The organism is Banduia mediterranea (assembly GCF_031846245.1).
Lineage (GTDB): Bacteria > Pseudomonadota > Gammaproteobacteria > Nevskiales > Nevskiaceae > Banduia > Banduia mediterranea.
Window position 1 is genome coordinate 13,703 of the sequence record NZ_JAVRIC010000014.1, and the last position, 14,414, is coordinate 28,116.

Here is a 14,414-nt window from a genome sequence, read left to right on the forward strand (position 1 = left end):
CTTCCCTCGATGTCCGCACGTAAGGCCAGCGTCGCCAGAGAAACCCGAGAAACCAAAATCCGCGTCGAACTCGACCTGGACGGCACCGGGCACGCCGAACTCGATACCGGGATCGCCTTCCTCGATCACATGCTCGATCAGGTGGCCCGTCACGGCATGATCGACCTGCTGGTGGACTGCGTCGGCGATCGCCATATCGACGACCATCACAGCGTCGAGGACATCGGCATCACGGTCGGCCAGGCGCTGGCGCAGGCCTGGGGCGACAAGTCCGGCGTGCGTCGCTACGGTCATGCCTATGTGCCGCTCGACGAAGCGCTGGCGCGCGTCGTGGTGGACCTGTCCGGCCGGCCCGGTCTGGAATGGTTCGTCGAATTCTCGCGCGCGCGCATCGGCAGTTTCGATGTGGACCTGTTCCGCGAATTCTTCCAGGGCCTCGTCAATCACGCGCAGATCACGCTGCACGTGGACAGCCTGCGCGGGCGCAACAGCCACCACGTGGCGGAAACCATCTTCAAGGCATTCGGACGCGCGCTGCGCATGGCCGTGGAGCCCGATCCACGCGCGTCCGGCATCCCGTCGACCAAAGGCCGTCTGTAGAGAATATGGCTGCGATCGGTGTTGTCGACTACGGCATGGGCAACCTGCATTCGCTGGCCAAGGCGCTGCAGCGGGTGTCAGGTACGGAGCGCGTGGAAGTCAGCTATGACCCGGACAAGCTCGCCAAGTGCGATCGGCTCGTGTTGCCGGGCGTCGGCGGCGTGCGTGCCTGCACGGCCGAGCTCAAACGTCTGGAACTCGACGAGTTCGTGCGTGAACAGGCCCGGCAGAAGCCGATCCTCGGTGTGTGTCTCGGCATGCAGGTGATGCTGGATTTCTCGCATGAAAACCAGGGTGTCGAAGCACTGGGCCTGATTCCCGGCGAAGTGCTGCGCTTTCCCGATCCGCCGCCCGAGGGCATCGACGGCGAACGACTCAAGGTACCGCACATGGGCTGGAACCGCGTGCACTGGGAGCAGCCGCACCCGATCTGCGCCGGCGTGCCGAACGACGCCTGGTTCTACTTCGTGCACAGCTATTACGCCAAGCCCAGGCATGAGCAGCATGTGATCGGCCGGACCACCTATACGCATCCGTTCGTGTCGGTGGTCGGGCATGAAAATGTCGTGGCCGTGCAGTTCCATCCCGAAAAGAGCCAGGGGCCCGGCATGGCGCTGCTGACCAACTTCGTGCAATGGGACGGGCAAAGTCCGGTATAGGACCGGCGCCGCGCCTTGCGCAGCCCCCACGATTCGTGCACATTGACCGCAACGACGTTCCGACTGCCTGTTTCTCCAAACCGAAGCCAGCCAGAAGCCCACTCCAAGCCCTTGCGCCGGACGACTGTGTCGCCTGGCCTCTGGGCCTGCCGCCGCGAACCGCTCTCGTGTCCTGCCGCCTGTGTCATGCTCCTGATCCCCGCGATTGACCTCAAGAATGGCCAGTGCGTGCGCCTGCGCCAAGGCAAGATGGACGATGTCACCGTGTTTTCCGACGATCCCGTCGCCGTGGCGCGGCGCTGGGTCGACGAAGGCGCGCAACGACTGCATGTCGTCGACCTGGACGGCGCGCTCAAGGGCGAACCGGTCAACACCGATGTCATCCACCGTATCTGCGATGCCTGCCCCGAGATCGAGATTCAGGTCGGTGGCGGCGTTCGCGACGAAGGCGCGGTCCTGCGCTACCTCGACGCCGGCGTGCAGTACGTGATCGTCGGCACCAAGGCCGTGCACGCACCGCATTTCCTGCGCGATCTGTGTCTGGAATATCCGCGCCACATCATCGTTGGCCTCGATGCCAAGGACGGACGCATCGCCATCGACGGCTGGAGCAAACTGTCGCATCACACCGCGATGGAAATGGCGCAGCAGTTCGAGAAGGACGGCGTCGAGGCGATCATCTACACCGACATCGGCCGCGACGGCATGATGACCGGCTTCAACGCCGAGACCACGCGCGAACTCGCCGATTCGGTCAACACGCCGGTGTTCGCGTCCGGCGGCGTATCCAGCCTCGACGACATCCGCAAGTTGATCGAACTCGAAGAAGACGGCGTCGCCGGCTGCATCATCGGTCGCGCACTCTACGAAGGCAGCTTCAAGCTGGCCGACGCGATGAAGATCGTCGCCGGCGAATAGCGCCTCAGCGCTTACACCAAGTCATGCTCGCCAAACGCATCATCCCCTGCCTGGACATCGACCGCGGCCGCGTGGTCAAAGGCGTCAAGTTCCAGGACATCCAGGACGCCGGCGATCCGGTCGAAGTGGCCTATCGCTACGATCAGCAGGGTGCGGACGAACTGGTGTTTCTCGACATCACCGCCAGCAGCGACGAGCGGCCCACACTGTTTCAGACCGTCGAGCAGGTCGCGCGCACGATCTACGTGCCACTGACGGTCGGTGGCGGCGTACGCAGCTGCGCCGACGTGCGTGCCCTGCTGTCGGCCGGCGCCGACAAGGTCTCGATCAATACTGCCGCCGTGCACAACCCCGATCTCGTCACCGAATCGGCCGAGCGTTACGGCGTGCAGTGCATCGTAGTGGCGATCGACGTCAAGCGCGTCAACAAGAAGGGGCAGCCGGTGCGCTGGGAAGTCTTCACCCATGGTGGCCGCAAGCCGACCGGTCTCGACGCGATCGAATGGTCCGAGAAAATGGTGGCCAAGGGCGCGGGCGAACTGCTGGTGACCAGCATGGACAAGGACGGAACCAAGTCCGGCTATGACGTGGAACTGCTACAGGCGATCTCGGATGCGGTGCCGGTGCCGCTGATCGCCTCCGGTGGCGTCGGCAAGCTCGAACACCTTTACGAAGGACTGGTGACGGGTGGCGCCGATGCGGTGCTCGCCGCCAGCATCTTTCACCACGGCACGCATACCGTTCCGGAAGCCAAGCAATATCTGGCCGAACGCGGAGTCCGCGTCCGCCTGTAGTCGAAACGAGGCGCTGCGGCGCGTGTCCTGACTGACTCGTGCGCGCCTTGTTAGAAGCGTACGATTGCACCCCAATGTCCGAAACTCCCGAAAACGTGCTTCAGCGCCTGTTCGAGACGCTGGAATCCCGCAAGCAGGCCGATCCGTCGAGCTCCTACGTCGCCAGGCTGTATGACGGCGGAATCGATCTGATTCTGAAGAAGCTCGGCGAAGAAGCGGCGGAAACGCTGATCGCCGCCAAGAATCCGGATCGTGCGGCTCTGACCTACGAGCTCGCCGACCTGTGGTTCCACAGCCTGGTACTGGCGGCACAGACGGGCATTTCGCTCAACGACATCACCAAGGAGTTGGCACGGCGCATGGGCCGTTCCGGACTCGACGAGAAAGCCGCCCGGGGCGGCCAATAGGAGACCACCATGGCCCCAAGTCTGACTCAATTGCTGATCGTGCTCGCGATCGTCGTCCTGCTGTTCGGCACCAAGAAGCTGCGCAACATCGGCGGCGATCTCGGTTCGGCGATCAAGAACTTCAAGTCGTCCGTCAAGGATGGCGAGGAAGAGGCCGAGCGCAATGTCGAACACCTCAAGGCCGAGACCCAGACCGAAGACAGCAAGCAGCACAGCAAGACCTCCAGCTAGGCGTTCACGCTCGGATTCGGCGCATGTTCGATATCGGATTTTCTGAACTGTTCCTGTGCGCGGTGATCGCGCTGGTGGTGCTCGGCCCGGAGCGCCTGCCGGGTCTGGCACGCACCTTCGGTCGCTGGAGCGGACAGGCGCGCGCCTACATGCGCAATCTCACCGCAGAACTCGAGCGTGAGGTCAAGGTGCAGGAGCTGCGGGAACAGGTCGAAAGCGCCAATCGCGCCGTGCGCGAACAGGCCACGATCGCAAAGACGCAGGTGCGCCAGCTGGCCGACGAGGCCGAGCGGTCGATCCGACCGAAGGCCGACGAGGAATCCCTCAAACCGGGCAATGTCGACGCCGCGATCGAATCCGCGCCCAAGCCTGACGCTACGCCGCCGAAGCCGCCCGCGGCATGAGCAAGGACGCTTCCAGCAGCGGCGAGCAGCCGCTGATCGCGCACTTGCTCGAGCTGCGTACACGCCTGCTGCGGGCACTGATCGGCGTGTTGATCGTGTTCATTCCGCTGGCCTATTTCGCCAAGGATTTCTACCGCATCGTCGCCGCACCGCTGATGCAGCTGATGCCGGCCGGCACCGGCATGATCGCCACCGAGGTGGCCTCGCCGTTCTTCGCCCCGTTCAAGCTCGCCGGCCTGGCGGCGCTGGTCATTGCGCTGCCGTGGGTGCTGTACCAGACATGGGCATTCATCGCGCCGGGGCTCTACAAGAACGAGCAACGCCTCGTGGTGCCGCTGCTGGCCACCAGCAGCGCGCTGTTCTATGTCGGCATGCTGTTCGCCTATTTCGTGGTGTTCCCGATCGTGTTCGGTTTTTTCGTCAAGGTTGCGCCTGAAGGCGTCACCGTGATGACGGACATCTCGCGCTACCTCGACTTCGTGATCACGATGTTCCTGGCCTTCGGCGCCGCGTTTGAAACCCCTGTGGCCATCGTGCTGCTGGTCAAGACCGGTTTCGTCACGCCCGCCGATCTCGCGGCCAAGCGCGCCTATGTGCTGGTGGGCACCTTCCTGCTCAGCGCGTTCCTGACGCCGCCGGACATCTTCTCGCAGTTGCTGCTGGCCGGACCGGCGTATCTGCTGTTCGAGATCGGCATCGTGTGGGCTCGCATCCTCGTGCCGGGCGCTCGCGAAGTCGAAGCGCAACGCCGCGGCGAATGAATCCCACCACGGGCCGCCGGTTCCAGGCCCGGCTCATTGCCGATAGAGCATCAGCCCAAGCACCGCGGCACCGACCATGAGCCCGGTCAGCAACAAGCCCGCGAAGCAGATCAGCAGGCGCGACAGCGCCGATGTCTGCCAGTGGCGACGCAGCCATGCACCCCATTGACGCAAGCGCAGCTCGGCGCGGTCGAGCGCGCTCGAAACCCACAGCGAGTGGTGCGCCAGCAGGCTCAGGCCCAGCAACAGCATGACGATGCCCGGTCCGGGCGTGACCAGCATCGTCAGCCCCACCACCAGCAGGGCGATGCCGATCAGGATCTCGAACAGGCTGCCCAGCGTACTGCTGCGGACGCGGCGCCGCCGATGGTATTGCTCCACAAACCGATGGCCCGGCCTTGCGTCCGCAAACGAACGCCAGCGCGAACGCAGCCGCGTCGACAGGTTTGGAGACTCCGGTTCGCTCATCGGCCCATGCTGACGGGCGCAGCTTTCGCCCAGATGAGCGCGAGCGTGGCCGTGGGCTTCAGTGCCGGCTCAGATGAAAAGGCGCATGGTGGCGGTCCACTTGAGCACCGGTTATTCCATGGACCTGATCCGCATCATCGTTGCGATTCTGCTGCCGCCGCTCGGCGTGTTCCTGCAAGTGGGTTTCGCTGGCGCATTCTGGCTGAACATCCTGCTGACGCTGCTGGGCTACATTCCAGGCATCGTTCACGCCGTGTGGATCATCGCCAAGCGTTGAAAGCCACAGCGCTTGTGTGGGAACAGGGCGCGGAACCGGGCCGTTCCATGCAAGCCTGACGGCCATGCCACAAGCGGCCGCCGCGGCGTTCCGGGGCAAAACACCGGCCGCGCACGCGGCGCGTGATTCACGTTAGTCCTCGCGCCGGAACTTCCCTTCGATGGTTTCGGAGGATCGGTCGGCGCCTGCGTCAAATCCGGCGGCACCACGCATCACGAACACCCGGGACAGCAATGCGCGTGCAAGTCGCGTACGCAACCGCGGCACCAGCAGCAGAAAACCCAGGGTATCGCTGATGAAACCGGGCGTGATCAACAACGCTCCGGCGATCAGGAGAGCCACGCCCTCCAGCATCGGTCCGGCCGGGATTTCGCCGCGCTGCTGGCGGCGCTGGATTTCGCGCAGGGTTTCCATGCCCTGTCGGCGTATCAGCTGACTGCCGATCACGGCGGTCGTGATCACCGCGAGGATCGTGGGCAATGCGCCAATACGGCTGCCGACCTCGATCAGCAACCAAGTCTCTGCCAGCGGCAGCGCAATGAACAGCAACAGCAGTCTTCCGGCCATGTCCCCAATATGGGTGCAGTGGCCACGGAATGCCAGTCGGCCGGCATTGGAACCGCCCCGAAAGAGTGCGATCCGCGCGCCGCATCAGGGTCTGACGAAATGCCGCCCGCCGCGAAAGTGGGCGGCGTGCGAATTTGTTACGAAACCTTTCGACAGTGGCGGCGGGCGGTGTCGCAATTTCCTCGCCGATGCTAGTGTCCACGGCCATAGGCGCGGAATTTCGGGGTCAAGGTCGACAAATATTGACTTGCAGGACGCGACGCCAGCTTGTGCGGTTCCGGTTTTGGCCGGACTTGTGCAAGGAAATATCGAGAGTTCAGTCGCAGTGACAGACTGCAGAAATTCGGCAAAAACCAAGTTTCCGGGGAGGGCGGGGGTCATGGGGTGCAGCGCAGGCAGCGTGCAGAGCGTTTTTCGTTGGGTATCGGTGGCGCTGGTCGCCGTCGCTCTACTCGCGTGCGAGTCACCGGACGATGACGACGATATCCAGGAGATCGAGGATCTCAGCGGCACCGTCACCGGCACCATCCTCGACAGCGACAGCGACCCGATCCCCGGGGTCACGGTTCACTACACCGGCAACACCAGCTCGGACGGCGTCGCCGAGGTCTCGGCGGTCACCAATGCCCAGGGTCAGTTCGCCCTCGCGGGCGTGGTCGTCAGCGGCACGCAGAACTCGATGTCGTCGCCGCTTACCCTGTTCCTGGAACCGCCTGCCGGCTATCTGTCCGGCACCGTGGCTGTGTCCCCTTCGGCACAGCCAATCAGCGGCATCGGCAGCAGCAATGACGTATTCCTCGACGAGTTCAACGTGGATACCGGTCCGGTCAAGCTACCGGCCACGGCGACCACCATCAGCGGTGTGCTGCGTGACACCGGTACCGGTTCCGCGGTCGTCGGCAGCATCGTCAGCGCCGAATTCATCATCACGGCCTTTGAGCAGGCCGACACCACCGGCATCGCCCTGACCTACGGCGCGGCGGCCACCATCAGCACCGACAGCGAGGCCGGCGGCAGCTTCACCCTCAGCGGCGTGGCGGACGACTCCTGCGTGCGTGTGCTGGTGGCCGGCTACAGCATCGACGGCCTCAGCGGCAGCGCGCCGCCGTGCCTGATCGCCGAGGTCGATGACGACCCCAATGCGCTAGAACTCAAGACCAATACGGCCAGCATCACGCTCGCCAATGTGTTCCTGACGCCGTATGCGACGGAAGACGGCGTCTCGCCGTTCGTGACCTCGGTGGTCGGCGTCGTCAATCCCGACAGCGACCCGGCGCCGCTGGATTCCTCGGTTACCGGCGTTCCCCCGAACGAACTCAGGATCAAATTCAGCGAAGCAATGGCCGCGACGATCACCGCCGCCGATGTGACGGTCCTGCTCGGCACCGCACCGGACATCAGCTCGGCGCCGCTGGACAGCGTCACGCTCAGTGGCGGAGACACCCTGTCGATCGCAACCGCCGCACCGCTGCCGAGCGGCACCGCGGTGACCGTGCAGATCGTGCGCGGCATGCTCAAGGACACCGCCGGAAACCCGATCGTACTGAACGATGCCATCGCCTACGACGAGTTTTCCGGCAGCTCGGCGACTTTGTTCGAGTTGGACCTGCTGACGTTCGAGCCGTCCGACGCGACTGCCGACGCGGCCTTGCCGAGCCAGGTCGTGAGCACCAGCGTCCCGGAGGATGCGGCGTTCGTGACCACCTCGGCCCTGATCGACACGGCCGTCGTCGGTGGCGAAAGCATTGGTCAGGCGGCCACGCCCAGCGGCGGCAGCGTGCTGTACAGCAACATCATCGGAACCGACAGTGACGACGTTGAGCAACTCAACAGCGCCGACGCCGAAGACGGCCTGCAGGATCTGCTCGATGCACTGGAAGGCGACGGCAGCCGTGGGCTGTTCACGGACATCGCCCGCGTGCGCGTGTTGGCCAGCGCAGAAGCCGCCGACTATCTGGTGACCGTGGAGCGCAACGGAACCCCGCTGGACGCCCTGTTCTTCCCGGTGGCCACGCTGGATGGCGCCCCCGAGAACGACGGGCCGGTGACGGCCGGCACCTCACGCTATGTGATTGATCCCAATGGCGCCACCGAATTCGATCTGATCGTGACCGGACGCACCGCTGCAACGCGGCTGCAGGACGGCGACACCTTCAAGATCGTGTCGCGCAACGCCAGCGCCATTTTGGGCGGCACCGCGACCCTGGCGCTGCATGACATCGCGCCACCGACCGTCGGCGTGCAGCTGCTGACCGAAGTCCTGGCGGCCACGGCCGGAACCAGCGGCCAGGGCGGCGGTGGCGGTGTGATCGTCGACGGCACCGACCCCGAGCCGGGCTTCGTGATCTATCCAATTACGCCGCAGGCCGCAGACGTGGACGACAGCGAGGCCGGATTTGACGCCGATGATTTCCAGGGCGACAACGAACTGCTGGGCTTGTCCGATGAAATGTTGCAGGCCTCGGCCTTCGTCGACAGCCTCGGCACCACGGAAACGGCCGCGGACGCGACCGGCAGCATGGCTTTCCTGTCTTCGATCGGCCCGCGTCTGGGTGTCGTCGTCACCGAACCGATTTCGCTGGTCGAAGGCGCCGAGCCCGACACCACCGACATCGAGGCCGCGCTCAGCAACTTCGGCGTCCTCAACAGCGCGGTGACCGAAGATGGCGAGCCGACGATTCTGTTCACCTACCGCGTCGACAGCCTGTTCCAGCTGGAGGCCGACGCCAATGCCTCGGATGAAGCGACGATCGATCTGGGCGGCGTGATCCGCGATCTCAATGGCCTGCTGGCCGACGACGCGGCCCGTGCTCTGGTACGGGTGAGAGACTACTTCCCGCCGCTGATGACGCTGGCGTTCTACGACGGCAGCAACTTCGTCTTCCGGTTCCACGAAGCCATCAACAAAGCCGGCAGCATCACCCTTGAAACCTGCGCAGAGACGATCGATGTCGCTGCGCCCGAGGTGGCGCTGTCGTCCGACGGCACCACGCTGACGGCCCCAGCCACACTCGTAGCCGATCCGGAAAGCTGCTTCGATCCGACGCTGGCCTACGAGGAAGACGCCTACGCCCTGAGCGAGATCGGCGATCTGACCGACCTGACATCGGTTGCGCTCGTACAGACGCACGGCTTGGTCTCTTACGACAGCATCAGCGATACCACCGACAACCTCGGCGACGGTGTCGGCAATTCCTGGGCATCGTGGGCAAGCAACGGGCTTGGCATCACCACCCCGTACTTCGCGGCGGCGGACGTCACCGCGCCCTGAACGTCGGCGGGTCGCGGCTCCGGGAGGCCGCCGCTATCATGCGGCGGCCTTTTTCTTTCTCCGCCTTGACTCGCATGCGAATCCGTCGCCGTCCGCTGCTGTGCGCCCTGCTGTTGGGGGCTCTGGCAAGTCCGTTCGCCTCCGCCGAGGCCATCGAGCCGCTGCCGGGCGTGCCTGCGGCCATCGATCCGACGCAGCACTATCTGATCTATCTGCACGGGCGAATCTTCGAAGGGCGCAACGCCAAGGCCAGCGATCCGCGCTTCGGAAGCTATGAATTCGAGGACATCGTCCACGCGCTGGCGGCGCAGGGCGCCGTGGTGATCGCGGAGCATCGACCGATGGATACCGATATCGGCGAGTTCGCGACGCATGTCGCCGCGCAGGTGCGCCAGCTACTCGCAGCCGGTGTACCGGCGACGAATATCGGCGTGGTCGGATTCTCCAAAGGCGGCTACATCGCGGTGCTGACCGCGGCGCGTCTGCACGACCCGGCCATCAACTACGTATTCCTCGCCACCTGCGGCGAAGCGCTGTTCCAACGTGAGGATGTCGATGTCGCCGGGCGCATGTTGTCGATTCGAGAATCGACCGATTCCCTGGGGCGTTCATGTGAGCCGCTGTTCGAAGCCGCGAGCACGCCCGGTGAGTACGAGGAGATCGAGATTCATACCGGTCACGCTCATGGGACGTTCTATCGCCCCAATCCGCAGTGGGTGCATCCGAGCCTGCGCTGGCTCAGGCCCGCTCAGTGAAGTCTTGCGCCGAGGACCGGCTCAGGCGGCCGTTTCCTCGGACTCATCGTCCACTGCTGGAGCATCGACCCAGACCAGGCTGACCAGTACCGGCAGCAGAAACAGGCAGATCACGGTCGTGACCAGCACGGCGAAGGACAGCGCAACCGCCATCGGAATCAGCACCTGAGCCTGCGCCGCCTGTTCGGTCAGCAGCGGTGAAAGACCGAGGAAGGTGGTGACCGTGGTCAGGACGATCGGACGGAAACGCTGCACGCCGGCGGTGCGAATCGCCTCGTCGCGGCTCATGCCCTCGCGCCGGCGTTCGTTGATATAGGTGATCAGCACGATCGAATCGTTCACGCAGACGCCCAAGGCAGCCACGATGCCCGCCATCGACAGCATCGACAATGTGATGCCGAACACCATGTGCGCGAAGATCGCGCCGATCACGGCGAACGGCAGCACGGTGAATACCAGCAGCGTCTGCACATAGGACTGGAACAGGATCGAAATTGCGGCGAATACCAGGGCGATACCGATCAAGGCCGCGGCATAGAGCGCACCGGTGACCTCAGCTTCCTCCCGCTTGGTTCCGGAGTAAGCCCATTGAAGGCCGGGGTACTGCGCCATCAGTTGCGGCAAATAGTTGGTCTCAAGGTCTTCAAGGACGCGATTGGCGTCGTTCTTGTTGCGATCGATCATCGCGCTGACAACCGTGGTGCGGCGCCGGTCCACACGGGTGATCAGCGTATCGCTCTGCTCGCGCACGATGTCGGTCACGTTCGCCAATGGCACCGCCGCGCCGTCCGAGGTACGGATATTGATGCCGGACAGCGAGTTCTCCGATTCGCGACTCTGCTCGTCGTAGCGCACCACCACCCGCACTTCCTCGCGACCGCGCAGCAGGCGCTGCACTTCCTCGCCGAAGAAGCCCTGCCGGATCTGGCGGCCGACGTCGGCCACGGTCAGGCCCAGCGCCTCGGCTTCGGGGCGCAGGTCGAAGTTGAGTTCGTCTCGCGGCGCACGCGAGCTGTCGCTGACTTCCGTAGCGCCCGGGTAACGCCTCAGGCGTTCCTGCAGCGCAGTACTTGCCGCCGCCACGATCGCCTTGTCGCGCGCCATCAGATTGATCTCGATATCCGCACCCGGGAAGTTGAGCGAAAAGTTCATCTTCAGCTCTTTGAGGTAGGGCACGGCACCGATGCGCTCACGCCAGCGGTCGGCCAGATCCTGCACATCGAGCGAGCGTTCCTCAGCCGGTGACAGCTCCACGAACATCTGCGCAGTATTGGCGCCGGTCTCGGTGGTGATGCCGAGACCGCCGCCGGCCTGACCGATGGATCGCATCACGTGCTGGATCGAGGCTTCACTGCCCTCGGCTTCGGTGACCACCTCGCGCAGCGCCTGCTCGATGCGATCGACGGCCGCCTCCGTATAGCTGCGCGGCGAACCGGATTCGAGCGTGATATCCACGACCACCGAATCGGCGGTCACCGCCGGAAAGAAGTTCACACGAATCTTGCCACCCGCCAACAGCCCCAGCGTCAGCAACAGCACACCGACGAAGATCGACAGCGTCACCCAGCGCCAGGCCAGCGCCCGATCCAGGGCGGGCCGGTAACGCTCGATCGCAAAGCGTTCCATGCTGCTGGCGATGCGCCGCTGCATGCGCGTCAGTCGGTTACGGTGCTGCACCGTTTCATCGATCGGCTTGAGCGGCGCCAGATGCGCCGGCAGCACGAACAGCGATTCCACCAGCGAAACCAGGTAGGCGATGATCACCACCGCCGGCACGTAGGCCCAGAGCTGCGCCTGCACGCCGGGCAGGAACAGGATCGGCGTGAAGGTCATGATGTTGGTGAACACTGAAACCAGCACCGGCCAACCGACCAGACTGGCGCCGATGATCGAGGCCTGCACGCCCTTGCGGTTGACGCGCTGCTCGCTGTAGATCGCCTCGCCCACGACCACGCCATCGTCCACCAGCGTGCCAAGTACCAGCACGAAGCCGAACAGCGTCACCATGTTCAGCGAAATGCCGAGCAGCCACATCACCAGCAGCGTGCCGAGAAACGAGAACACGATGCCGTGAGTGACCCAGAAAGCGACCGAGGGTCGCATGAACAACAGCAAGGAAACGAACACCAGTACCATCGACTGCAGACCGTTCTTGGTCAGCGTGTCCATGCGGCTTTCGAACAGCTTCGACGAATCGCGCCACAGCGCCACGCTCACACCTTCCGGCAGCCGTGGTTTCAGCTGATCGGCGTAGCGCTTGATCACGCCGGTGATGTCGAGCACGTCCTGGCCGGACACGCGTGACACCTGGATCGTGACCGCCGGCTTGTCGTCGAAGCTGACCTCCTGATCGCCGTCGGCCAGGCCGTCCTTGACGGTCGCGATATCGGCCAGACGCACCAGCGTACCGTCCGGCGCACGCAGCAACTCCATATCCTCGAATTCGTCGCCGGTACGGCGCTTGGCGTTGGTGCGCAACAGCACGCCGCCGGTCTCGGTCTGAATCTCGCCGGCCGGCATATCCACCGAGCTGGCCCTGATCAGCTTGGATACCAGATCAAACGACAAACCGTATTTCTGCAGCGCAGATTCGGACAGTTCGATCGCGATCTCGTCGTGCCGCACATTGATGAGTTCGGCGCGCGTCACGTTCGGCAGCGTGAGAATCTCGTCGAGCGCATTGTTGGCCAAGGCCTTGAGCGTGCGCGGATCGACGTCGCCATAGAGCGTGAGGTTCATCACCGGCTGCGAGAACACCAGCTCGCTGATGATCGGCCGTTCCGCATCCTGCGGCAGGTTGCGCAGTCCGGAGACGCGCGTGTCGATCAGGTTCATGACCTGATGCAGGTCGTAGTTCGGTTCGATCTCGGCGACCACCGTGCCGAGATTCTCGACCGACACCGAGACCAGTTGCTTGATGCCTTCGAGATCGGCGATCGCATCCTCGATCGGCGCGACCACGCCATCCTCGACTTCCGAAGGGCCGGCGCCGGGATACGCGGTGATGACCTGAATGCGCTGCAGCTTGAGTTCCGGGATGACCTCGCGCTGCAGGTGCGGTACCGCATAGACGCCACCCAGCAGCACCAGCGCCATCAACAGGTTCGGCGCGACGCGATTGCGCGCGAACCAGGCAATCGCCGCTTTCATGAAGGCTTCCGGATCGTCACCGCCATGCCGTCGACCGGAAACTCGATCGGCGACACCACGACCTTGTCGCCATCATCCAGCCCGGAGGACACGACGACACGTTCGCCACTCTTGTTGACCACGCCGACCTGGCGAAAACGCAACTTGGACTGCGCATCGACGATCATCACCTGATCGTCGCCGCGCAAGGCCGAACGCGGCAAGGAGTAGACGTCCGCGCGCGGCGAGCCGGTGACGGTGGCCTGCACGAACTGGCCGACGCTGAGTCCGAAGCCCATGCTCTCGGCCGCATCATCCGGCATCTCGGCGATGCCGAACACCACGCGTGTCCGCGGGTCCAGCGCCGCCTCGGTGCGCGTCATGCGTGCCTTCCAGACCTGCTGCTTGCCACCGACCAAGGTGGACAGCTCCACCTCCGGCGGAGTCTCGATCGGACGCCCCGGCGGCGGCAGTCCGATCAGGCCCACCTGCGGATCGGTCAGCGGCAGGCGCACTTCCAGCGAATCGATGTTGAACACCTTGGCGATCGGCCGGCCCGGCGCCACAACCTGGCCCAGGCCGGTCATCACGCCCAGTACGCGGCCGCTATACGGTGGCGCGCGCACGGAGGTCTTGGACAGTGCAAGCTGCGTGCGTTCGAGGTCGGCACGGGCGGCGGCAGCGGTGGATTCAGCCTCCTCGATCTGCGGTATGCGCACCGCCAGCGGCGGCGGCGGCTGATCCGAGTACGCGGCCCATTCGGCACGAGCCTGCTCGGCTTCGGCCTTGATCTGCGACAGCCTCAGCTCGGCCTGCGCGACGCGCGAACGGGCCTGTTCCACGCCCAGTTCGTAGTCGCGCGAATCGATGCGCAACAACACCTCGGACGGCTTGAAGCTGCCGCCGGCCACGAAATTCGGCGCCATCCACTCCACACGGCCCGCCACTTCGGGCGTAATCTCGGATTCGGCGCGCGCCACCACCGTGCCCTGCGTCTGTACCGGCAGGCTCAGCGATTCCGCCTTGGCCACTACGATCTCGACCGTCGGTGCCACGAACACCGGTTCGGTCGGCTGCGCAGGCTCGCGGCTCTTCCAGATCAGAAATCCGGCGCCGCCGAACACCACCAGCACCAGAACGGAAATGATCGCTTGTTTACTCATGGCGCTTTGC

Annotated in this window: 15 protein-coding genes; 11 read left to right on the forward strand and 4 right to left on the reverse strand. The window is 64.5% G+C overall.

What is annotated here, in order from left to right:
- Positions 1-9: 9 nt before the first annotated feature.
- The 8 genes from hisB (at position 10) to tatC (ending at position 4,774) form a co-directional block, all read left to right on the forward strand.
- Positions 10-600 carry an imidazoleglycerol-phosphate dehydratase HisB gene (gene hisB / locus RM530_RS10640; RefSeq protein WP_311365208.1) on the forward strand — a complete coding sequence of 197 codons (591 nt, stop codon included), beginning with the start codon at positions 10-12 and terminating at the stop codon, positions 598-600.
- A gap of 5 nt (positions 601-605) precedes the next feature.
- A complete protein-coding gene (gene hisH / locus RM530_RS10645; RefSeq protein ID WP_311365209.1) occupies positions 606-1,259 on the forward strand; it encodes an imidazole glycerol phosphate synthase subunit HisH in 654 nt (217 codons plus the stop codon).
- Between the two features lie 186 nt (positions 1,260-1,445).
- Positions 1,446-2,177 carry a 1-(5-phosphoribosyl)-5-[(5-phosphoribosylamino)methylideneamino]imidazole-4-carboxamide isomerase gene (gene hisA / locus RM530_RS10650; RefSeq protein WP_311365210.1) on the forward strand — a complete coding sequence of 244 codons (732 nt, stop codon included), beginning with the start codon at positions 1,446-1,448 and terminating at the stop codon, positions 2,175-2,177.
- A 23-nt stretch (positions 2,178-2,200) separates the two neighbouring features.
- Positions 2,201-2,971 carry an imidazole glycerol phosphate synthase subunit HisF gene (gene hisF, locus RM530_RS10655; RefSeq protein WP_311365211.1) on the forward strand — a complete coding sequence of 257 codons (771 nt, stop codon included), beginning with the start codon at positions 2,201-2,203 and terminating at the stop codon, positions 2,969-2,971.
- A 74-nt stretch (positions 2,972-3,045) separates the two neighbouring features.
- A complete protein-coding gene (locus RM530_RS10660) occupies positions 3,046-3,378 on the forward strand; it encodes a phosphoribosyl-ATP diphosphatase (RefSeq protein WP_311365212.1) in 333 nt (110 codons plus the stop codon).
- 9 nt (positions 3,379-3,387) lie between these two features.
- Positions 3,388-3,609: a Sec-independent protein translocase subunit TatA gene (locus RM530_RS10665; RefSeq protein ID WP_311365213.1), complete on the forward strand. Its 222-nt coding sequence runs from the start codon at positions 3,388-3,390 to the stop codon at positions 3,607-3,609.
- Positions 3,610-3,632: 23 nt separating this feature from the next.
- Positions 3,633-4,013, forward strand: a complete 381-nt coding sequence (gene tatB, locus RM530_RS10670; protein ID WP_311365214.1) for a Sec-independent protein translocase protein TatB — start codon at positions 3,633-3,635, stop codon at positions 4,011-4,013.
- Entirely contained in the window at positions 4,010-4,774 is a 765-nt protein-coding gene (gene tatC / locus RM530_RS10675; RefSeq protein WP_311365215.1) for a twin-arginine translocase subunit TatC, read from the forward strand. The genes tatB and tatC overlap by 4 nt, the downstream gene beginning before the upstream one ends.
- Positions 4,775-4,807: 33 nt before the next feature.
- On the opposite strand, the gene RM530_RS10680 is transcribed toward tatC, so the two are convergent.
- Positions 4,808-5,242: a PGPGW domain-containing protein gene (locus RM530_RS10680; protein ID WP_311365216.1), complete on the reverse strand. Its 435-nt coding sequence runs from the start codon at positions 5,240-5,242 to the stop codon at positions 4,808-4,810.
- A 118-nt stretch (positions 5,243-5,360) separates the two neighbouring features.
- On the opposite strand from RM530_RS10680, the gene RM530_RS10685 reads away from it, so the two are divergent.
- Positions 5,361-5,519 (forward strand): YqaE/Pmp3 family membrane protein, encoded by a 159-nt coding sequence (locus RM530_RS10685; protein WP_311365286.1) that lies wholly within the window; start codon positions 5,361-5,363, stop codon positions 5,517-5,519.
- Positions 5,520-5,651: 132 nt separating this feature from the next.
- Here the strand turns inward: RM530_RS10685 and RM530_RS10690 are convergent, their stop codons facing one another.
- Positions 5,652-6,086 carry an FxsA family protein gene (locus tag RM530_RS10690; RefSeq protein WP_311365217.1) on the reverse strand — a complete coding sequence of 145 codons (435 nt, stop codon included), beginning with the start codon at positions 6,084-6,086 and terminating at the stop codon, positions 5,652-5,654.
- A gap of 379 nt (positions 6,087-6,465) precedes the next feature.
- Here RM530_RS10690 and RM530_RS10695 point away from each other — a divergent pair, with 379 nt between their 5' ends.
- Both RM530_RS10695 and RM530_RS10700 read left to right on the forward strand, forming a co-directional pair.
- The gene (locus RM530_RS10695; RefSeq protein WP_311365218.1) at positions 6,466-9,357 is read left to right on the forward strand and encodes an Ig-like domain-containing protein; all 2,892 of its coding nucleotides are present in this window, start codon (positions 6,466-6,468) and stop codon (positions 9,355-9,357) included.
- Between the two features lie 65 nt (positions 9,358-9,422).
- A complete protein-coding gene (locus tag RM530_RS10700) occupies positions 9,423-10,112 on the forward strand; it encodes a lipase family protein (RefSeq protein WP_311365219.1) in 690 nt (229 codons plus the stop codon).
- A gap of 21 nt (positions 10,113-10,133) precedes the next feature.
- Here the strand turns inward: RM530_RS10700 and RM530_RS10705 are convergent, their stop codons facing one another.
- Both RM530_RS10705 and RM530_RS10710 read right to left on the reverse strand, forming a co-directional pair.
- Positions 10,134-13,262, reverse strand: a complete 3,129-nt coding sequence (locus RM530_RS10705) for an efflux RND transporter permease subunit (RefSeq protein WP_311365220.1) — start codon at positions 13,260-13,262, stop codon at positions 10,134-10,136.
- Entirely contained in the window at positions 13,259-14,404 is a 1,146-nt protein-coding gene (locus tag RM530_RS10710; protein WP_311365221.1) for an efflux RND transporter periplasmic adaptor subunit, read from the reverse strand. Before RM530_RS10710 ends, RM530_RS10705 begins: the two co-directional genes overlap by 4 nt.
- Between the last annotated feature and the right edge of the window lie 10 nt (positions 14,405-14,414).